This is a genomic window from Nitrospinaceae bacterium (genome assembly GCA_018669005.1).
Lineage (GTDB): Bacteria > UBA8248 > UBA8248 > UBA8248 > UBA8248 > UBA8248.
In genome coordinates, this window is the sequence record JABJAL010000103.1 from 100,089 (window position 1) to 120,179 (window position 20,091).

At 52.0% G+C, this 20,091-nt stretch carries 18 protein-coding genes; 11 read left to right on the plus strand and 7 right to left on the minus strand.

The features are described 5' to 3' along the window. Positions 1-32: 32 nt before the first annotated feature. Both HOJ95_16625 and HOJ95_16630 read right to left on the minus strand, forming a co-directional pair. Positions 33-800: a cyclase family protein gene (locus HOJ95_16625; GenBank protein ID MBT6396322.1), complete on the minus strand. Its 768-nt coding sequence runs from the start codon at positions 798-800 to the stop codon at positions 33-35. Between the two features lie 73 nt (positions 801-873). Continuing rightward, complete coding sequence (locus HOJ95_16630) at positions 874-2,109, minus strand: aminopeptidase P family protein (GenBank protein MBT6396323.1); 1,236 nt, start codon at positions 2,107-2,109, stop codon at positions 874-876. Positions 2,110-2,377: 268 nt separating this feature from the next. Between HOJ95_16630 and HOJ95_16635 the strand changes: the two genes are divergently transcribed. The 5 genes from HOJ95_16635 (at position 2,378) to HOJ95_16655 (ending at position 7,671) form a co-directional block, all read left to right on the plus strand. Further along, the gene (locus HOJ95_16635; protein ID MBT6396324.1) at positions 2,378-3,259 is read left to right on the plus strand and encodes a DMT family transporter; all 882 of its coding nucleotides are present in this window, start codon (positions 2,378-2,380) and stop codon (positions 3,257-3,259) included. A 34-nt stretch (positions 3,260-3,293) separates the two neighbouring features. Next, positions 3,294-4,172, plus strand: coding sequence for a DMT family transporter (locus HOJ95_16640; protein ID MBT6396325.1), 879 nt, complete (start codon positions 3,294-3,296; stop codon positions 4,170-4,172). A 248-nt stretch (positions 4,173-4,420) separates the two neighbouring features. Next, the gene (locus HOJ95_16645) at positions 4,421-5,410 is read left to right on the plus strand and encodes a tripartite tricarboxylate transporter substrate binding protein (protein MBT6396326.1); all 990 of its coding nucleotides are present in this window, start codon (positions 4,421-4,423) and stop codon (positions 5,408-5,410) included. 97 nt (positions 5,411-5,507) lie between these two features. Then, complete coding sequence (locus HOJ95_16650; GenBank protein ID MBT6396327.1) at positions 5,508-5,990, plus strand: hypothetical protein; 483 nt, start codon at positions 5,508-5,510, stop codon at positions 5,988-5,990. 31 nt (positions 5,991-6,021) lie between these two features. Beyond that, positions 6,022-7,671, plus strand: coding sequence for a Tat pathway signal protein (locus HOJ95_16655; protein ID MBT6396328.1), 1,650 nt, complete (start codon positions 6,022-6,024; stop codon positions 7,669-7,671). Between the two features lie 51 nt (positions 7,672-7,722). Here HOJ95_16655 and HOJ95_16660 read toward each other — a convergent pair whose 3' ends face one another. From HOJ95_16660 to HOJ95_16675, 4 genes are all read right to left on the minus strand, one after another. Then, positions 7,723-8,985: a sodium:proton antiporter gene (locus tag HOJ95_16660; protein MBT6396329.1), complete on the minus strand. Its 1,263-nt coding sequence runs from the start codon at positions 8,983-8,985 to the stop codon at positions 7,723-7,725. A 380-nt stretch (positions 8,986-9,365) separates the two neighbouring features. Continuing rightward, entirely contained in the window at positions 9,366-10,361 is a 996-nt protein-coding gene (locus HOJ95_16665) for a radical SAM/Cys-rich domain protein (GenBank protein ID MBT6396330.1), read from the minus strand. Between the two features lie 78 nt (positions 10,362-10,439). Further along, a complete protein-coding gene (locus tag HOJ95_16670) occupies positions 10,440-10,904 on the minus strand; it encodes a hypothetical protein (GenBank protein MBT6396331.1) in 465 nt (154 codons plus the stop codon). Between the two features lie 186 nt (positions 10,905-11,090). Further along, the gene (locus tag HOJ95_16675; protein MBT6396332.1) at positions 11,091-11,561 is read right to left on the minus strand and encodes a hypothetical protein; all 471 of its coding nucleotides are present in this window, start codon (positions 11,559-11,561) and stop codon (positions 11,091-11,093) included. A gap of 360 nt (positions 11,562-11,921) precedes the next feature. Here HOJ95_16675 and HOJ95_16680 point away from each other — a divergent pair, with 360 nt between their 5' ends. The 5 genes from HOJ95_16680 (at position 11,922) to HOJ95_16700 (ending at position 17,422) form a co-directional block, all read left to right on the plus strand. Continuing rightward, positions 11,922-12,926 carry a dipeptide ABC transporter ATP-binding protein gene (locus HOJ95_16680; GenBank protein MBT6396333.1) on the plus strand — a complete coding sequence of 335 codons (1,005 nt, stop codon included), beginning with the start codon at positions 11,922-11,924 and terminating at the stop codon, positions 12,924-12,926. 144 nt (positions 12,927-13,070) lie between these two features. Further along, positions 13,071-14,582, plus strand: a complete 1,512-nt coding sequence (locus tag HOJ95_16685) for a GAF domain-containing protein (protein MBT6396334.1) — start codon at positions 13,071-13,073, stop codon at positions 14,580-14,582. Positions 14,583-14,751: 169 nt separating this feature from the next. Beyond that, entirely contained in the window at positions 14,752-15,636 is an 885-nt protein-coding gene (locus HOJ95_16690; GenBank protein MBT6396335.1) for a DMT family transporter, read from the plus strand. A gap of 88 nt (positions 15,637-15,724) precedes the next feature. After that, positions 15,725-16,390: a hypothetical protein gene (locus HOJ95_16695; GenBank protein ID MBT6396336.1), complete on the plus strand. Its 666-nt coding sequence runs from the start codon at positions 15,725-15,727 to the stop codon at positions 16,388-16,390. 45 nt (positions 16,391-16,435) lie between these two features. Next, positions 16,436-17,422, plus strand: a complete 987-nt coding sequence (locus HOJ95_16700; GenBank protein MBT6396337.1) for a threonine/serine dehydratase — start codon at positions 16,436-16,438, stop codon at positions 17,420-17,422. Positions 17,423-17,435: 13 nt separating this feature from the next. Here HOJ95_16700 and lhgO read toward each other — a convergent pair whose 3' ends face one another. After that, positions 17,436-18,593 carry an L-2-hydroxyglutarate oxidase gene (gene lhgO / locus HOJ95_16705; protein ID MBT6396338.1) on the minus strand — a complete coding sequence of 386 codons (1,158 nt, stop codon included), beginning with the start codon at positions 18,591-18,593 and terminating at the stop codon, positions 17,436-17,438. Positions 18,594-18,939: 346 nt separating this feature from the next. On the opposite strand from lhgO, the gene HOJ95_16710 reads away from it, so the two are divergent. Then, positions 18,940-19,908, plus strand: coding sequence for a TAXI family TRAP transporter solute-binding subunit (locus HOJ95_16710; GenBank protein ID MBT6396339.1), 969 nt, complete (start codon positions 18,940-18,942; stop codon positions 19,906-19,908). The last annotated feature ends 183 nt before the right edge of the window (positions 19,909-20,091 follow it).

Below are 20,091 nucleotides of genomic sequence, written 5' to 3' on the forward strand. Positions count from 1 at the left end.
ATGATTAGTGATAGGTCTTGAAAAAAACACTCCTAGTCTTCGACTATCGCGACCGGTCGCACCCAGCCACCGCTCGCATCTTTGATGTTGATAGGAAAGCAGGACAGCTTGAAGCTGTGTGGCCGGGGTATCGCGCCGATATTCTGGATTTGTTCTATCTGAAAGTACTCGCGCTGCCGGCCAAGGATGTGGTGGCAGGGCATGAGAGATTCTTTCTTGCCTGCCTTGAACTCGGGGATCTGGTTATTGAACGGGCGGTCGAAGCCAAATGCGTCAATGGCGATGACGCGCACGCCCCGGTCAAGCAGGTACTCGGTTCCCGCGATGCTCATGCCTGGATGAAGTTCCGAGTAGTTGGGATCGTCGCGTTTCTCGCCGGTGCCCGTCCAGAGAAGAACGATGTCGCCTTCTTTTATCTCGTAGTCAATTTTTTCAAGGGCGCCCTTGATGTCGTCCTCTGTGATCCAATCTCCCGTGTTCTTGTGCCTGAGGTCGAGTACCACGCCATCGCCGTAGCACCACTCAACAGGAATTTGGTCTATCTTCCTGGAAGGTTTGCCCGCAACGGTGGGCCCATAATGCCAGGGAGAATCCATGTGGGTGCCCGAGTGGGTGGAGACATTCAGTTGTTCGGCCGCCCCGCCGACGCCGTCGTGAAGATCCTCCAGCGGTATTCCCCAACTTTTTGCTGAGCGGGCACCGAATTCCTTGTGATCAAGATAAGTGATCTCGGGCGGACGCGGCTCGTTGGCGCCGTTCTCAAGGGGGCTGCTGAGATCAATAAAGCGTGTTGCACACATTTGGTGTTACTCCTGTTTGTAATGTTTTTCTGTTAACAAATGCCGCATCCTAAAAGGAAAAGGGTGGAGATTATTAAACCACCCAGAGTTTCCTCTCCTGCGGATATACGAATTCATAGCCGGTTTCGGTAACGACAACTGTTTTCTCAATCTGGGTGCCGCCAAATCCGAAAATCTGCATTGGATTTTCGAGACAAAGTGTGGTTCCCGTCTCAAGCGGGAAATCGCTTGAAGGCGGCAGGAATTCGCTGTTTTGGGGAAACGGGTTTGTAAGAACATAAGGAACTTCGCGTTGCTCAAGGCCGATGGCATGGCCAGCGAAGTTTCCGTTGTGCTCAGGGTAGCCTGCGCCTTGTGTTGTCTCCAGCATGGCTTTGTAAAGGGTTGAGCCCAGAGCGCCCGTTTTAACCTTGGCCAGGGCCGCTTCAAAACCATCCTCAGTTGCTTTCCAAAGGTTTAGTTGCTCTTTGGTTGGCTCGCCGAGGACGCCGCCCCAGCCAGTATCGGCCTGGTAGTTGTTGAGATGGAGGCCTGCGTCGAATTTCCACATCTCGCCTTTGGCAACTTTTTTGTTGGTCGGCGGGAAGATACCGGTTGCTCTTCTTCCGGAGCAGAAGTGGAACCACTGCCACTTTCCGCCGCCCCGCCCGACTTCGGATGCAAAGACATTGGCAATTTCTTGCTCCACAGCCCCATCGGCGACTGCCTCGGAGGCGGCTATGCCGGCTTTCTCGTTCAACTCGGCGGCGGCGCTCATCGCTTTTAGCTCGTCGGGTGTTTTGACCATACGAATCAGGCGGAAAAGGTCGCTGGCCTCGACAATCGTTGCGTCTGGAATGGCCGCATCGATCTGGGCACGCACGTTGGGCATGACGCGCTCCTGGTCAAGCCCGATGCGGGCCTTGTCGAGTCCTCTGTCGCGCAAGGCCTGGGCCAGCGAGGCACCCGGGGATTTTTCTCTTTTGGCGTCATCGTTGTACATGCCAAGGTAGGTTTCTTCCTCAGGCGTTTGCGCCGTGGAGCCCGCTGGTTGTATGAGTGCGCTTTTGCCGCCAAAGGTGTAGAGATCCTTGATCCAGGATTGCTGCATCGAGGTATAGGTAACTTCCTGGCCAGGTACGATCAGGGCCGGGGCAATTCCCGCATCACGCGCATAGAGCGCAAATATGTGGACAGAGTAAACATATACCTTGTTGGACCAGCCCCATGTTCCAGCAACATAGGTTACATTCTCAGGGGTGCTGGCCACTAAAACATCAATGTTGTGTTCGGCCATGAGGCCGCGTGCACGCTCTTCGTTCAGGTACATCTGTTTTTTCTCCTTTTGGGTAGCGGTCGCCCCATGTTGCTAATCGATTTGAAGTGCCGACCTCTTTAGAGAAGATGCCGAGGTTGTTGTTAAAGCCGATAGAACTGGGTCGGTTCCGTGACGCAAGTAAGTTGTATGAAATATGTTACATATCCTACTCCAAATTGAGGATTTATGAAATCCTCTCTCGCCATGCTAGGCGCTAGATTGTTTCCGCATTTAATGAAACTTTATCTGACATAAAGATATTTCACTCTCAGGTGGAAAATTGCTAGATTCGTTTTCTCCAAACCTCCTCTCATTCATGGCGGCCATTTTGGTGTCGGTGGCCCAGACTCTGTTCCGGACCGGATTGACCCATCTGAACCCGACGGCAACGGCGCTCATGATGAACATGACGACGGTCACCCTCGCGGCGATGCTGTATTTTTATCTAGATGAAGGTGGTCCTTGGTCCCTTGAGGCGGCGTTTTGGTTTGCGTTGGTTGGATTTTCCGGGGGCTCTTTCGGGAGATATTTTAATTTCCAAGCGGTAAAACTCATCGGTCTGGCCCGGACGTCGGTTCTAATTCAATCGCTATTGATTTGGACGGCGGTCCTGGGAGTAATGTTCCTGGGAGAGCGATTGACCCTCGGGGTGGCGGCCGGAACGCTGGCCATTATGTTCGGGGCCGTATTGTTGGTTTATGAAAAAGAAGATGGGAAAAGAAATTATTCGCTATGGCTCTATCTTCTTCCGTTGATGGCGGCCTTTGCTTATTCTGTGACGTTTTTATTTCGCAAGTACGGATTGGCGCTGATGCCATCGCCGCCATTCGGGATGGTGGTAGCGTCGGGAAGCGCATCGCTGCTTCTGATGTGCGCGATGCCTTTTACGGAAGGCAAGTCGTCCAAGCCGGAATGGCATTTCGGCTCCTTGGCTTTTGTTGGTTTGGGTGCGTCATTTAACTTTATGGCCATGGTTCTTTTTTGGAATGCCTTGCGAGATGGAGAAATTGTCCGCGTGGTTCCAATTAACCGGCTCTCGGTGCTTTTTGTGATTTTTTTCTCGTGGTTCTTCTTCAGGAAACAAGAGGCGGTGACGTTTCGTGTGGTGGCAGGAGGCATTCTCTCCGTTGTAGGTGCCTTTGTCATTGTCTGGGGCAAGTAAATGCCGCGCCTGCTTTGTTGCGGGGTAATTTATATTGCTTGAGTCAATTGATCCCAATTTGTTGGCTTTTCTCGGAGCCATAATCATTGCGGTGGCCCGGACGCTGTATCGCGGTGCGCTCAGCAGGCTAGGCCCGGGGGTGGTGGCGCTTTTTTCGAGTGCCATCACACTCGTTATCTCCTGGCTGTATTTTTGGGCCGTGGGGGATGTGGATGTCTGGCACCCGCAAGGACTATTTTGGTTTGCGCTAATCGGATTTATGGGCGGGTTGGGAAACCGCTACTTGAGTTTTTTCTCGATGAGCAAGGTGGGCTTGGCACGCACATCTATCCTCATGCAAACCAGTTTGCTTTGGTCCTCGTTGCTGGCTATCGCGTTTCTGGGCGAGCGCCCAACTCATTGGGTTATCTTGGGATCGATAACCATCATGCTGGGCTCCATTCTTCTCGTGTACCGCCGCGAGAATGAGAAGCTGAATATTCGTTTTGTTTATTATCTGATCCCATTAGCCATCGCGTTGATTCAAGGCTTCTCTCAGTTATTTCGAAAATACGGGTACTACTGGCTTCCCTCGGCGTCGCTCGGGATGAGCGTAGCCAATTCGATGGCGATGATCTGTCTGCTTGTGGTTGTTCCGTTCGCCGAGGATGTAAGTTTAAAGCGCTGGGAGCAGCGGCCTGCTTATTTGGTAATCCTCGGTGCGCTATTCAATGCGTTCGCGATGATCCTGTTCTGGACGGCGGTCAAGATGGGAAATATCGTTGAAGTCATCCCGATTAACCGTCTTTCCGTGCTTTTGATTATCCTGTTCTCATGGTTGTTTTTCCGAAAACAAGAGGCGATTACGGCACAGGTGGTGCTGGGAGGTTTCCTGTCGGTGGCTGGTGCCTGGGCTATCGTTTTGGGGAAATAAGTTGCGCTCTGTTATAGTTTGAATTTATGTAATCCTTTTAAATATAGACATTTAGATGGTTGGATAATTAGGGAAATTGACGAAATTTAACTTGACCCCTATCTTAGAGTCATCGGTCGATAGTAAATGTTCCTCTATTAAGCAGCGGAGGAGATTTTCTCTGTATCTAATGGGTCTGTTTTGTACGTTCTTGCTCATCACCAATGGACGTCATTTATTATGACGCACCTATGACAGGAGGCTGTAAAATGAAAAAAAGGTTGATTTCTTTATTTTCGGCATTGGCTTTTTTGGCGGCTATTGCAAGTCCTTCTGCCCTTTCCGCCGAGGCGGCAAGTCCTTCTGATTTGCCTTGCCGGGCCGTGAAGCTGATTGTTCCATGGGGTGCTGGCGGTGGCACGGACGTTATCTTCCGTATCGTTGCGCGCGCGGCGCAAAAACATCTTGGCAAGGATATTATTGTACAGAACATAGGTGGTCAGGGTGGTAACAAGGGAGCCAAGGTGGCGAAGGCTTCCAAACCCAACGGTTGCACTTTGTTTGCTGGCCACGACTCGATGCATACGTCTTATGTACAAGGTCGGGTAAATTTTTCGTTTTTCGCTTTCGAGCCTCTCGTTCTTGTAACGCACACTCCATCTATCATCGGTGCGCATCCTGGGGTGCCCTGGAAGACAGCAAAGGCTCTGGTTGCCGATATGAAGAAAAATTCCGGCAAAAAAGTGCTTTTTGGTGCCACTCTGGGTTCGACGAGCCACTTTTTCCCTGTCTTGATTGAGGCTGGAACCGGCGTGAAGTTCAAGTATGTCGGCTACGATGGAACACGCCAGAGAATGACCGCCCTCCTTGGGAAGCATATCCAACTTGGCGAACTGAATATTTCATCCGCTAAAAAGTACTTAGGTAGCGGCAAACTTATCGGCCTTGGTATTGCACTTGAGAAACGTGACTCGCGTCTGCCGAACCTGCCCACTCTCAAAGAGCAGGGTATTAACGTTGTGACAGGTGTGAACCGCGGCGTTTTTGCTCCGAAAGGAACGCCGGACAATATCCAGGCGATTTTCGAGAAGGCATTCGGCAAAGCGATGAAGGACCCGGAGGTGGTGAAGAATCTCACCGCGAAAGGTGTAATCATTCAATTCAAGGGGCGCAAGGGGTATAGCGCTTTCTTGAAGGGAAGCGCCGCAAAAATTACGGGTGCCGCTAAGCGTGTCGGACTCTATAAGCGTAGCAATTAGGTAGCTGATAATTCGAACAAGGGGGGTGGTCGTTTAGGGCCGCCCCTCTTGTTCTTTTTTTGCGATTTGTGATTGGGTGAAAATTTTGGGGGTTTAGATGCGCTTTCGCGCGGATACCATTATCGGGGCCATACTTGTTGTTCTGATCGTCACCTTGTTCGCTATGTCGTTCGCCCTTCCTCCTGCGCCATATGAGACGATGGGGCCTGCTCTTTTTCCGCGTATCCTTCTTGTCGCGCTTTTCCCTCTTTGTACCATCCTTTTTGTGAAGAGTTTTCTTGGCGATATGAGAGCAAGGCCCGAGGCGTTGCGCCCATTTGCCGAGTGGTTTCAGGATTATAGGAATGTTCTGGCGAGTTATGCCCTGTTTTTCATGTTCGCCCTTGCCCTTCCTTGGGCGGGATATGTGGCATCGGGTTTTGTTTTTCTTTTATTCATGCAGGTGTTGTTGGGCCCGAAAAGCTGGGCCAAAGTGCCGCAATATTTGGCTGTGACCATCGGCGTGTTGGTTGCTCTTTATGTCTTGTTTCGGGTGGTTCTTCTCGTTTTATTGCCCGAGGGTGAAATCGGTCTGATGTAGCGCTGAGATTCATTGGGGTAAAGGAGTCGAGATGGTAATGGAGAATTTGGGTCTGGCATTTGCCGCTGTTTTTGAGATCAAAACGGTGATTCTTATTTTTGCCGGCACCTTGGCCGGCATTGTTGCAGGAGCCATTCCCGGGTTCACTATCGCGATGGCGGTCATACTTACGCTTCCCTTTACTTTTGGCATGACCCCTCTCCAGGGTTCTGCGACGATGATGGGTGTTTTCGTCGGTGGCTATTCTGGGGGCCTTATTTCTGGAACCCTCCTGGGAATCCCCGGCACACCTTCGTCGGTGGCGACGACATTCGACGGTTTTCCGATGGCGCGCCAGGGAAGGCCTGGTCTGGCGCTTGGTGTGGGCGTCTGGTCTTCGTTTTTCGGTGGTCTTATCGGGGCGGTGTTCCTCGTTTTGTTCGCGCCCCCCATTGCGCTGTTCGGCCTCAAATTTGGTCCTTGGGAGTTCTTTGCCCTTATCGCGTTTGCGTTAACTATCATTGCAAGTCTTAGTAGCGAGTCCATGCTTAAGGGAGGTATTGCCGGGCTGATGGGCTTGTTGGTAGCCACTGTTGGGGACGATGACATCACAGGTATTTCGCGATTCGATTTTGGCACCGAGGCCCTCAAGCAGGGTTTTGGATTTTTGCCAGTGTTGATTGGGCTGTTCGCATTTGCCCAGTTGATGGGGGATGTGGAAGGCGATAAGAAAGCTCAGGCCTCGCTCATGGATGTGGACGCTGAGGGTGTCGAGGTCGAACACTGGGAAGCGATCAAGACAGTTTGGCGCCAGCCTTTTAACCTTTTCCGGTCGGCCTGTATCGGGGTATTCGTTGGAGCGCTTCCGGCGGCAGGTGGAAGCGTTTCGAATATCTTGAGCTACGATCAAGCCAAAAAGGCATCTAGTCATCCTGAAAAATTTGGGACAGGGATTCCGGACGGGATAATTGCCTCAGAGGCAGCGAACAACGGCACAGCCGGTGGTGCTTTAATTACGATGATCGCACTCGGAATTCCAGGCGACATTTCGGTGGCTGTCATGCTCGGTGCGCTTCTGATTCACAACGTCATTCCGAGTCCGACGTTTATCTCGGAAGAGCCTGTACTCGTATACGGAATATTTGTCGCATTTTTCCTTGCTCATTTTGTCATGATTTTGTTGCAAGCAGTCGGAATGAGGTTGTTCCTCAAGGTGGCGATTTTGCCGAAATATGTCCTGGCCTCGACAGTGTTGTTTTTCTGCGCCACAGGCGTTTTCGCGCTTCACAACATCACGTTTGATATATGGACGTTGTTTTGGTTCGGGGTGTTGGGCTATTTGATGAAAAAGTTCGGATTCCCCCTCGCACCGATGATATTGGGTGTGATTTTAGGAGATTTGGCTGAGGTCAACTTGAACCGAGCTTATATGAGCGATCCGAATCCATTTCTTTTTTTCTCGCGCCCAATCTCTCTATTTTTTATTGTTCTAGCGGTCATATCGTTGGTTTTCCCGTTTTGGCAGAGGGTCCGTCACCAAGCCTGGGCGGAATATTTTCTGCCGGTGAGCGCCATTGCCGTATCGGTTCCTTTTTGGATTTCACCCGGCAACTTAAAATTCGGAGGATTTGCCTTCGTTGCTCTTGGCGCATATTTGCTCTGGCGGCGGATGCAAAACGATGGCCCAATTTCGACCGGTTAATTCTGTATCGCCTCTTGTTGTCGATATTTTAACTATGGGTTGATCTAAGCTTCAACCCACCCGTGAGCGGATTACCCTCGCCACCGTCAGTCCTTGTACGATGATCGAGAAAATTACGACGCCATATGTAATGGCGAGTATGGTGCTTTTCGCCGGAACATCTGGCAGCGAGAGCGCCAGGGCCACCGAGATGCCGCCTCTGAGGCCGCACCAGGTCAGAACAGGTATCGTCCCCTGGCTAAAAGAGTGACGGAGGCTGAGGGCCGTAATAGGAGCCGCCACCGAGATGAAGCGTGAAGCGAGCACTATGGGAATAGCAGCGGCCATTAGCCATAGAGTGTTGGCTGAAAAAGAGATGGCAATCACCTCGAAGCCGATGATGAGGAAAAGCGCCGCGTTAAGGATTTCGTCGATGAGCGACCAGAATTTTTGGATGTAATCGCTCGTATTCTCACTCATGGCGAACTGGGTTCCGTGGTTGCCGATGAACAAACCGGCGACAACAACGGCCAGAGGGCCGGAGACGTGAATAGCAAAGGCAACGGTGTAGGTCATCATGACAAGGGCAAGCGTGATCAAGACTTCAAGATTATGCTCATCGATGCTTTTCATCGCCCGATAGGCGATCCAGCCTGCCGCCAGGCCAAGAGCTGCGCCACCGATGGCCTCAAGAGCGAAAAGTTTCAGTATCCCGGAGGCTGCAAGTGGCTCGCTCCCGTGGCCGCTTGCTCCCGTTGCAACGGCTACCAGGATAGCGAAAATGACAACCCCGACCCCGTCGTTGAACAGACTCTCGCCCGCAATCATGGCTTCAAGTTCCTTGGGAACGTAAATCGTCTTGAGAATGCCGAGAACAGCTACCGGATCGGTTGGTGAGATGAGAGCGCCGTATACCAGGCAGTAGGCAAACGGAATGTCGATGCCCAGCGCGCCTGCCACGAAGTAAATCGCAAACCCAACGATAAAAGTGGAAAGTAATACCCCCGCCGTCGCCATCGTGCCGATAGCCCATTTTCGGCTTAAAAGGTCGCCAAGGTCGATATGGAGCGCGCCAGCAAATAGCAAAAAACTCAACATCCCCTTCATCAGGGATTCGTGGAAGTCAATCTTTGATAAAAGCGAGCGAACCGTTTCCTGGAAGTTCGCCTGGGGTGCGATCATATCCAAAGCGATGACGCAGACCGAGGCGAGGAGCGCAATGACGACCAGGCCGATGGACTGGGGCAGTTTGAACCAGCGGAGGTTAATGTAGCCGAAGATGGCGGCAAGGGTGAGAACGATGGCGGATATGGAGAATATAGAAGCGTCTGCCATGTTATTTCCCTCTACGGCGGATATTCTTTTTTGAAACGTTTAGTTTAGATCAGCTGCTTTTAATAATTCTTCGACTCGCAGAATCAACTTCGGGATGGAAAAAGTATGTTTGCCATTGGGAAGTGTCTACCTATTCTGTCTTTCTGAAAAAAACTGTATTCATTCGTGAAATGGAGACAATTTTTCTTTTGCATACGCTAGGCTGAAGGCTCAGCGAATTTCGCTTCTATCCAGAATTCTCCAGACCCAGTCGAATAATAGCGCGGCTGGTGCGATCTGTTCAATCTTTTAATTTTCGATAAAAAATCGAAATATTCGATTTTGATATCCCGTCGAAATTCCTTGAAGGATTAGACAGAGGTGGGTGTTGATGATTTTCGTTAAGCGAGCGCCCCGCCGCAAGAGGAGCCGGTGCCGGCGGTGCACCCGAAGCAATGGTTCCCGGTAAGGATGTCGCGTCCGATGAGATTTTCGGGAAGCGTATCCCATAGCTTGAGGGGTGTTCCATTTCCAAGAGACATGTCGAGCATTTGATTGAAGTCGCAATCAAAAAGGGTGCCGTCCCAGGCAACGCTGATGAGGTTTCGGCACATCAGGCCAGGAAGGGTGTCCGGATTGTAAGAGGTGCGCAGCATATTCATGTAGCTCTCTGCCTGGCCGCTTATTTTCAGGTAGCTGTAGAAGCGGGAGATGGGCATGTTGGTAATCGTGAAAAGCTCATTGAAGCGGATGCCATATCGCTCGCCGAGTTCGCGGCGATAATCTTCCTCAAGTTCTTTTTGAGGTGGGGGTAGGTGGGCGCCGACCGGATTATAGACGAGATTTAGGGTCAGCTCCCCGGGAGGTCCGAAGCCAACCTCATTGAGCGCCAAAAGGGCGCGAATGCTCTTTTCGTATACGCCTTCGCCCCGCTGGGAGTCGACGTTTTCCTCTAGGTAGCAGGGAAGGGAGCAGATGAGTTCGACGCCTTGCTCTCGGTAGAAGGCGGGGAGCCATTCCATGTCGGGCTCAAAAATAACGCTAAGGTTGCAGCGGATCATGACATGACGCCCTAGGGCGCGCGCTGTTTCGACGATTTGCCTGAAGTTGGGATTAAGTTCCGGCGCCCCGCCAGTGATGTCCACGGTTTCGATGTCCGAGGAGGCGAGCCAGTCAAGAATTCGCCCTGCGGTATTTGAGGTCATGATTTCTTTGCGGTGGGGTCCGGCCCCAACGTGGCAATGCTCGCAAGTTTGATTGCAAAATTTGCCAACGTTAACTTGGAGTGTGCCCAGGGATGTCCGATCAAGGCGGCCGGCATCTTCCGCGATGCGCGTCTGGAAATGCGTATTACGCTCGCCGGTCTCTATGGTGGGTAGGGCCGCAGAGGTTTCCATGTATATATAATCCCGCGCCGCCCGAATTTATTCCGGGCGGCGATGATTTACGAAGGACTTGGCGACGAAAAAAAACGCTTAGGCGTTGCGAATAAGTTTTCGGCGCAATGCCTTGGCGCGGACACGGACACGTTTGAGTTTGATTTTGTCTTTATCTTCAAGGGCGGCATCGCGCTCTTTGTTCAAAGATTTAATCTTCTCTTTAACGGCTGTGCGGTCTAGTTTTGAGGCACGCCTTGTCTCGACGAGCGGAATGTCGTTGACTTCTTTTAGGGCCCGAATCAAATCGGCTTTAGCCATTCCATGAATACCCGAAATTTTTTCGCCGTATTGAAGCGCTGCTTCCTTGAGCTTGGGTACGGTCATCTTGGCAATTTCGTTTGCGGTGATTTTAGGCAACTCCGCCTCGGGAGCCGCTTTTGTCTCCTCGACTGCGGGCTCCGCTTCATCTCCCCCCTCAGCAGGGGCTTCATCTTTTACTTCAGGCGCTGCCACCTCTTCGGGCGTCTCGTCGCCAGCTTCGTTTTTTTCCTCGTCCGCCATTGTTGCCTCCTGTACACAATTAAAATAACTGCTCAAACAGCAATTCGATTCGCCAAATGGCGAGGTTCGAGATTCAGAAGGTGAAACCTAGCAAAAATAGGGAAATATGAGCAAATCGCGTGGGTAAAATAAGAGACAAAAAAAAGAGCCCCCCGGATTAGGGAGGCTCCGTCTGAGTTTTGGCCGTTAGATATACTCACCTCTTTGGAATTTAGCCGATTCGCTGGAAACCATCATGGCCATTTCCTCTAAAAGCCCCCTTCCGGGGTCGTCCTGGGGGAGCGAGTTGATTTCTTGCATCAACTTGCCCTGGTAGGACTCCATGTGACGAACCAAGGGCTCTATATCTTTCAGGGAGGACTCTGGGCTTCCCAGTTGGGACTGGAAAGATTCCATAATTCTGAAAAACTCTTCGCTTACCCGCTGGACAGATTCTTTTGCCGCCGGTGCGCTCTCTACCTTGCCGATATACGTAGCAGGATGGGGTGAGGAAGCACCTTGTACCCCGCCAACCTGGCTTGATTTATCGGCCTGGCTCGTTTTATCCAGAATTTCGGAAAAAGCGGGACCATTTGTAGGTTTGTCATTTTTGCCAGTCTTGCCGGGCTCTAAGGAGCCAGCGCCGCCAGCCGGTTGAATTGAATGAATATCAGCCATTATCAGGCCTCCCGCCTATCAACATTAATAAAACTTAACAGATTCTAGCCGTGACCCGCTCAATTGGCAAAGAAGAAAATTCGGGTCGGCAGGAATTCTCCTGCACCCAATGTATAAGCAAGTAGTATGCCGAAATAAAACAAATCTATTATATTGTTAATTTACAATAAGTTATGTCTATTTCTATTGTGCTGACCGTTTCTGCTTGGGCCTTTTAAAGGCAGGAAAAGTGTATATTTTTCCTCATCTGGGGCAAATTTTTCAGTAATTGATTCTTGGGACGATTAGCTATCTTTGGGCTGATTTGGTAGATATAGGTACTTTTTCTTATCTCAAACCGTTTTTATGGGGAATTACCCAATGGCAGAGAAGCTACTTGAAGTCAAAAATCTAGTGAAACACTTTCCTGTTCGAGGAGGTGTTTTTTCAAGAGTCCGTGCCCATGTCCGCGCTGTGGACGGTATCAGCTTTGACATTGAAGAGGGTGAAACGCTCGGTCTTGTTGGCGAGAGTGGGTGTGGGAAATCAACGGCGGGCCGCTCAATATTGCGTTTGCTGGAGCCCACCTCGGGAGAAGTAAAATTCAGGGGACAAGACATCATCGGCCTTGAGCGCGAGAAGATGCGTTTGCTTCGTCGTGAGATGCAGATAATTTTCCAGGATCCTTATGCTTCTCTTAATCCTCGGATGACGGTCGGAAGTATTGTCGGAGAGCCCCTCACTATCCACAAAATTGCAAAAGGCAAAGAGCGCAATGATCAGGTTGCCGGGATTCTTGAGAAGGTGGGACTCCGCCCTGAGCACATGAGGCGCTATCCCCATGAATTCTCGGGTGGTCAACGTCAGCGTATTGGTATTGCCAGGGCGCTGGCATTGAACCCCAAACTCATAATTGCTGATGAGCCTGTTAGTGCACTTGATGTTTCGATTCAGGCGCAGGTAATTAACTTGCTTGAGGATCTTCAAAAAGAGTTCGGCATTGCGTATTTGGTTATTTCGCATGACCTCTCGGTTGTTCAGCATATTTGCGACCGCATCGCTGTGATGTATTTGGGGGAAATTGTCGAAATTGCGGATGCCGATGAGTTGGTCATGTCGCCGCGTCACCCTTATTCCGAGGCGCTTCTCTCAGCGGTTCCGGTTCCTGATCCGAGTGCCAACCTCAAAAAAGAGCGGATAATTCTTCGAGGGGATGTGCCCAGCCCAGTGAACCCGCCCTCCGGCTGCCGGTTCCACACAAGGTGTCCCTACAAAGAGGACAAATGCTCTGTCGAGGTGCCGACGCTCAAGGTGATTTCCGAGGGGCATGTGACTGCCTGCCATTTTGCGGAAAAGATTTTTTCCGGCAAAGCAGCAACAGCCTGAGCGCCTATTTTCTCAGAGTGAAGAAATCATTTTAATCCGTCTTGGATGTATATTGTTGTTGCCGCTTTTTGCTCTAGCGGGTAGAGTATTCATGTCCCTTCGCCCCGGTATTGCTGAGCATTAGCGAGGGCTTTGGCTGTAGTCATGAAAATTTTAAGGCGTCTATCCTTTCGTCGGCGATTCCTCCTGTTTGCCATCCTATCCGCACTCATTGCTGGAACCGCATATTTAGGCATCATGCAAGGCTTCCAACGGGCGGAACTCGCCCGCCTTGAGAAAAATGATCAACTCCTTCTCCAAATAATTAGGACAAAAATCGAAGCTCGAATTGACCATGTGATATCGCAAATTCACGGGGCCGATCTTCTGATTACATCCAGGCCGCTCAGCGCGGCAATTGCAACGAAGGCGTTGATTTTTGCCCTTAGAAAGGGTTCCCGCGGACAATCGAATTCCGCCGCCGTTGTCCTTGACGGGCGAGCCAGAATTCTTGCCTCTCGGCGTGGCGGAGGGGTGCCAGCGGCCAGTGTGGCGGAGCAAAGAGCCTGGGGGCGGTCCGTAGCGGCTTTGAGGAACCTGAAAAAATCTGGCCGAAAAAAATTCCACATTGAACCAGGTTCTCTCGATGGTGTGCCCGCATTGTTTGTTACGGCACCCTCCCAAACCACAAAAGGATATTGGGGGGTTATCGTGATTCTGGAAAATTTGTTTTCGCTGTCTCCCCATACGAATCGTCCGGGGGATAGCTTGTTTCTGCTTTCCGAGCCGGAGCAAACGGTTTTTTATGCACTAGTAGGGAAACGCTTCGTTCACGATTCGATTGGCAGACCTTTCGATAAGGGACTGGGGCCTCGTATTGAAATTCTAGTTTGCTGCGATCCTGAGGCATTTAACACAGTGCAGGAAGGACGAAGATGGATGGGCCTGCTGGATTTTCCCATTGGAACGAGAAATATTCGTCTTGTCCGCGTGGCTGCTCGAAACGCTAGCGTACCCGTTGAATCCGGAAACCTTGTTGCGGGTGGCATGTTTTCTGGCTGGCTGGTGTTTTTGTTTTTGTTCGCGCTTTTGGGCAGGGGTAGGCGAGGCAGGGAAGAATACGACCAACGTGCTGATGTGCCCTTGGTGGAAAGGTACGAATCTCCCTCAAAGAGTACCCCGTTTGCTGCGCTCTCTCGCATTTGCGAAATGGTTGCGGGCGGAGAGCATTTCCGCGATGTGATCACTTATGGAGCCGAGGAAACTGCTCGGTATATTGGCTCTGATCGTTATTTTGCTGCGCTGTACGATGATGATCTCGACCAGCTTTTTGAAATTTCATGCTCGAATCTTGGAGATGGATTCAGGGCCACCGTTGCTATTGGAGCGGGGGATCTTCCGGAGCATATTTCGGTGCAGGAAAAAGATCTTGTAGAGGTTCCATCGGTTGATGATTGGGACGATGCGCCTAAGGCGTTGACGGACGAGGGAATTAAGGCGGTGGCTGTTTTCCCGATGAGAGCGGGAGAAAAAGTTGTTGGGATAATGTCGTTTTATTTTGATGCCCCCCGGGAACTTAAGTCCGATGAAATCGAAATATGCTCCTATGTCTCCCTTCAAGGGGCTGTGGCTGTGGCGCGGGCGCTCTCATTACGGGAATTACCTTCTCAAGATTGAAATCCCATGACAGTGTGTAGTCATTTTATTCTTCATGGAGTCCCGACTTTGGGTCGGCTTGAGCGAGGTAGTGAAATTTGTTGAGTGCTGCTTGAGGCGCAAGGTCGAATCAGTAAATATCGGTATTAGGTTTTGGAGTTAATGGGAAGCCCGCCGGGGGGGCGGTTATTTGCGTAGCGATAAACTTCCTATTGCCGCGTTGTTGTGCGCCGCTCTGATCTGGGGTGCCACATTTTCTCTTGTTAAAAAAGCACTTCTTGATGTCGACGCGCTCTCCTTTCTTGGTTTTCGCTTTGTGGTGGCGCTTGTTTCGTTTGCGGTGGTGGTGGTGTGGTTACCTAATAGGCGGGTCTTAGTTGAGATGACCTCCCGGCAATGGGGTATGGGTATCGCCACGGGAACTGCTCTTTACGGTGGATTTGTTTTCCAGACGCTGGGTCTTCGTTTTACGTCAGCTGCGAATTCGGCCTTTATCACCGGCCTGTGTGTAATCATGGTGCCGTTTCTTATGTGGGCGGGCGGTGCGCCGCCCAGGAGAAAGCATGCGGCGGGAGCACTAATTTCCGCCGCCGGTCTTTTCTGGATCACCGGTGCGGATATCGCCGAGGTGGGGCAGGGAGATTTATTCACTTTGGTTTGCGCCTTTTTTTTCGCCTTGCACATCATTTGTCTTGGTGTATTTGGCAAGAGGGTGAATGTCCTGGGATTGTTTGCGGTTCAACTTTTAGTCGCGGCGATATTGGCCGTTGGCGCGGCCGTTTTTTGGGGCGGGCCTGTGAGGTGGAGTGCCGAGGTTGTCCTTGCTCTTGGGGTGACAGGAATTTTCGCGACTTCGGCTGCTTTTTTTCTCCAGACATGGGCGCAGAGCCGCCTTGAGCCTGTTCGTGCTTCTATTTGGATATTGGCTGAGCCGCTTTTTGCGCTGGGATTCGGGGTCGTAATTCTAGGGGAGTTTCCGGCCTATCTGGGGCTTGTGGGCGCGGCGATTATTTTTTTGGGTGTAATTGTGGCGGAAGTCGGAGATCGCCTGGCTCCGCGATTGTTGAATGTTTGATAAAACCCGTTGATGATGTTTTGTTGTTTCGGGTTAGACGTTAACCGCCCTTCATTTGGAGATTCCTCCAGCACCTTGGAGTTAAGTCATGTTGAAGCCTGCGGATTTCAAGGAATTGTATCGCGAGTTTGAAAGTGCGCCCTCAGTGTTCGATTGCGGGAAGAAATGCTCGCCTTTTAATGATGGGGAGCCTTTTTGCTGTGATTCGGGTTGGGTGGTGCCTATCGCCTTTCCCGAGGAGTGGGCGTATCTCGAAAAGAAGACCAACCTCTGGCACGAGTTCCGACCGCGCAACAGCGATGAATTTGATTTAATGGAAGAGATTGATCAAGAAGAGAGTGTTTTTATCGAATGCCGCGGTGTGAAATTTTGTGAGCGTGATAACCGCTCCATATCCTGTCGCACTTTTCCCTTCGAGCCCTACCTCGATACCAAAGGCAACTTTATTGGCATCGTTTACAACCGGGTGATGGCGGATAAGTGCTACCTGGTGGATCGCCATAGCGCTGTGACCAAGGGGTTCATTAAAACGTTCATGCGATTTTTTGAGAAATTTTTCGTGATGTTGCCGAGCGAGCGTGAGCTTTATTTGGAGCAGAGCCGGATCTATCGCAACCAGATGAGCCGAAAGAAACTGCCCCTGGTCGTGCTCACCGAAAAGGGGCCTTGGGAGGCTGCCTATCGGGGCGGCAAGCTCATCGCCCCCTGGACGAAACCTGACCCACCCGAGAATAGCTATTGCCCGGATGTATAGCCGGGAGCGGTTTTAGACCCATCATGAACAAGAGGATTTTCCGCAGTGGTTGATCTGATTGCACTTGAGGAAATCGAGGTGGCGCGGGCGGGCCTGCCTCCCGAGGTGCGCTGGACACCTTTGGTGCCCTTCTCCCGCACCTCTACAGAGGTGGGAGCGGAGCGATTATTTCTCAAGCTGGAAAACCTTCAGGTAACCGGCGCCTATAAACCCCGTGCGGCGTTTCATTTGCTCGGCTCGCTGTCTGCAGACGAGCGTGCGCGCGGCGTGGTGATGAGTTCATCGGGCAACTTCGCCCAGGCATTCGCCTATGCCGGAAAGCGCCTGGGTATTCCCGTTGTCGTCGTGATGATGAAGAGCACAAGCCCCTATAAGGTGGAGGCGGTTCGGGGCTATGGCACCGAGATCGTTTTTTGTGAGGACAACTATCTCGCCAGAAAACCGCTCATGGAAAAGGTGGCGCAAGAGCGCGGGATGGTGCCCATCAACACTGCCGAGGATCGGCGTGTGGCCATCGGCCATGCCGGTTTGGGGATGGAGATTCTCGACGATATGCCTGATGTCGAAACGGTGATTGTCCCGTGCAGCACGGGCGGGCTGATTTCGGGCGTGGCCAGCGCGATAAAGCTTCGAAGTCCCGGCGTGCGTGTGGTGGGGGTGAACCCCGAGGGTGGCGCGGCAATTTATCACTCCCTTGAGGCAGGGGAGCCGACTTCGCTAGAACGCTGGGAGAGTATGGCGGACGGCCTGTCTGCCACCCGCCCCGGCGATTTTCCCTTCGCGCATATTCAAGAGCGTGTAGACGAGGTGGTGCTCGTGAGTGAGGAGGAAATTGCCGAGGCTTTCCGGCTTTTATTCAGTCGGGGAAAAATACTGGCCGAGCCCTCGGGAGCGGTGTCTGTTGCTGCGTGGATGACCGGACGGGCGGGTGTTGCGGGGAAAACGGTCGCCGTAATCAGCGGGGGGAACGTGACGTCCGAAATGGTGAGCACACTTCTTGCGGGAAATTTGCCGGAGCCGATGCGCCAGTAACAGTGGTATATGACTATCCAGCCAGCGCCGGGTGGGCTTCCTCCACCATATCGGCGATTTTCTTTCCTATCATTAACGATGCTGTCGCCCCCGGTGAGGGCGCATTGCAGACGTGTACCGCCCCTTCGGTGTGGACGATGGCGAAGTCATCGACGAGTTTCCCTTCACTGTCCACGGCTTGAGCGCGAACACCCGCTCCGCCGGGGATGATGTCTTCTTCTTGTAGATCGGGCATGAGTTTTTGGAGCGCACGCGTGAAGGCGCCCTTGCTGGCCGAGCGATACATCTCACCCACGCCGACGCGCCAATATTTTCGTGCGAGCCGCCAGAATCCGGGATAGCTGAAGGTATCGAGTATGTCGCCCGGGTTCGCGCTGGTCCGGGTGTAGCCCTCACGCTTAAAGGCAAGAACAGCGTTGGGGCCCGCCTCGACGGTGCCGTCCACCCGCCGGGTGAAGTGCACCCCAAGAAATGGAAACGAGGGATCGGGCACCGGATATATGAGCCCTTTTACCAGATCCCGTTTTTCGGGTTTGAGCTCGTAGTATTCTCCCCGGAATGGAATGATGCGCAGCGGAATCTGACCGCCAGCAAGGCGGGCCACCCTGTCGGCATGGAGGCCAGCGCAGTTGACTAAAAACTTTCCCGAAAAATCCCCAGTGCTAGTTTCGACGACAATCTCGCCGCCCCTTTTTTCAATGCCCGTAACCTCTGTGCCCAATCGAATTTCCTGCCCCGCATCCTTGATGATTCGCGCATAGGTCTCGACGACCGCCGGGTAGTCGATGATACCGGTCGAGGGTATCCAAAGCGCCTTGACGCCTCTTGTGTGTGGCTCGAATTCTTTTAGCTGCTCGGTGCCGAGCACTTTGATGCCTTCTATTCCGTTGGCCTCGCCCCGGCGGTGAAGCTCATCGAGGCGGGGGATTTCCTCCGGGCTGGTGGCGACTACGGCCTTGCCGCAGATTTCGTATTTGATTCCATGCTCATTAGCGAAGGCCACCATTGAGCTTGCGCCCTCGCGGCAGGTTTCTGCCTTTAGTGAGCCTGGTCGGTAGTAGAGTCCGGCGTGGATGACCCCGCTGTTGTGGCCTGATTGATGAAGGCCGGGCTTGGTTTCTTTGTCGAGGATGAGGATTCGCTTGCCAGGATGTCGGCGGGATATTTCCATAGCGGAGGAGAGACCGATAATTCCAGCCCCGACCACAATGACATCCCAGGATTGAGTGGACACGATATTATGACCTCAAAAACAATGATAATAAGACGAAATATTGACGTGCCAGTATGTCTCAGTTGCCTATGTCCTGCAAAGATAGGGCTATTTTATGGTGTTGACGCCCAGAGTCAGCCTCAGTATGTTTATATGAAATTCTGAGTACAAAGATTTTCTGGAAGGAAACAGGGGAATATCTTTTTTTTCGATTGAATTATGGGGTCTTTGGGCCTTTTTGTATGTTGTTCACTACGGTACTTAAGAAGAAAAATTCTTGATTGCCAAAAGGGAGGTTGAAAAGATGAAACGATCAATCAAGTGGTTGTTTGCTGTCATGGTTGCTGTTGGTCTGGCTGGCGCCTCCGTGCCTGCGTCCGCAGCGAAGTTCCTTGTCGTTGGCGGTGGTTCGACCACCGGCGTTTATTACCAGGTTGCCTTGAATGTCTGCAAAATTGTTAATCAGTCCCTGAAAAGCAAAGGCTATAACTGCATTGGTCGGCCAGCCTTGGGCTCGGTGTTCAACATCAACGCCATTAAGCGTGGCCTGTTGAACTTCGGTGTGGCGCAGTCTGACCGCAACTGGCAGGCCTATAACGGCAAAGCCGACTGGAAGAAAAAGGGTCCCGTCAAGGAACTCAGGAGCGTATTCAGTGCGCATCCCGAGACCGTCATGCTCGGCACCCGCGCGGACACCGGTATTAAAAAAGTCAGCGACCTTCGCGGACGCCGCGTGAATATCGGCAACCCCGGCTCCGGGCAGCGGGGCAACGCGATGGACGTTCTGCGCATTTACGGCATCAGTCCCAAGTCTGACATCAAGGCCGAGGGTCTTCAGCAGGGTGAAGCCAGCCGAGCGCTCGTGGACAAGAAAATCGACGCCTTTTTCTACACGGTGGGTAATCCCTGGGGCGGCGGTCTTGAAATTGCCAACAGCACCGCCTTTCGGATTCTCGACATTAATTCCAGCGGAATTAAAAAGCTGGTTGCCGCGCATCCCTTCTATGTCATGACGACAATTCAGGGCGGCATCTACAAAGGCGTGAGCAAGAACGTAAATACCTATGCCGTGAAAGCCACATTCGTTACGAGTTCCAAGCAGGATCCCCAGGTGGTCTATGATGTGGTGAAATCCATTTTTGGCAACCTGGATAAGTTCCGGGCCTCGCACGCCGCTTTCAAGTTCCTGACCAAGAAAGCGATGTTGGGCGGCCTCTCGGCACCGTTCCATAAGGGCGCTCTTCGCTACTATAAAGAAACTGGTCTGAAATAAAGACCCTGTATTTCTGGGTTCGAATTATCGCGGTGCGCCGGTGGTTCTCTTGATTAACCGCCGGTGCGCCGCGCGATCTTCGGGCCGCTGCCACTCTCCTTTTTGAGGAATAATATGGCGCAGTCCGGGGCTCCAGTGGAGTCAGGCACTCCTTTAGAAAATGCCGATGATGCTGGTCGGCGC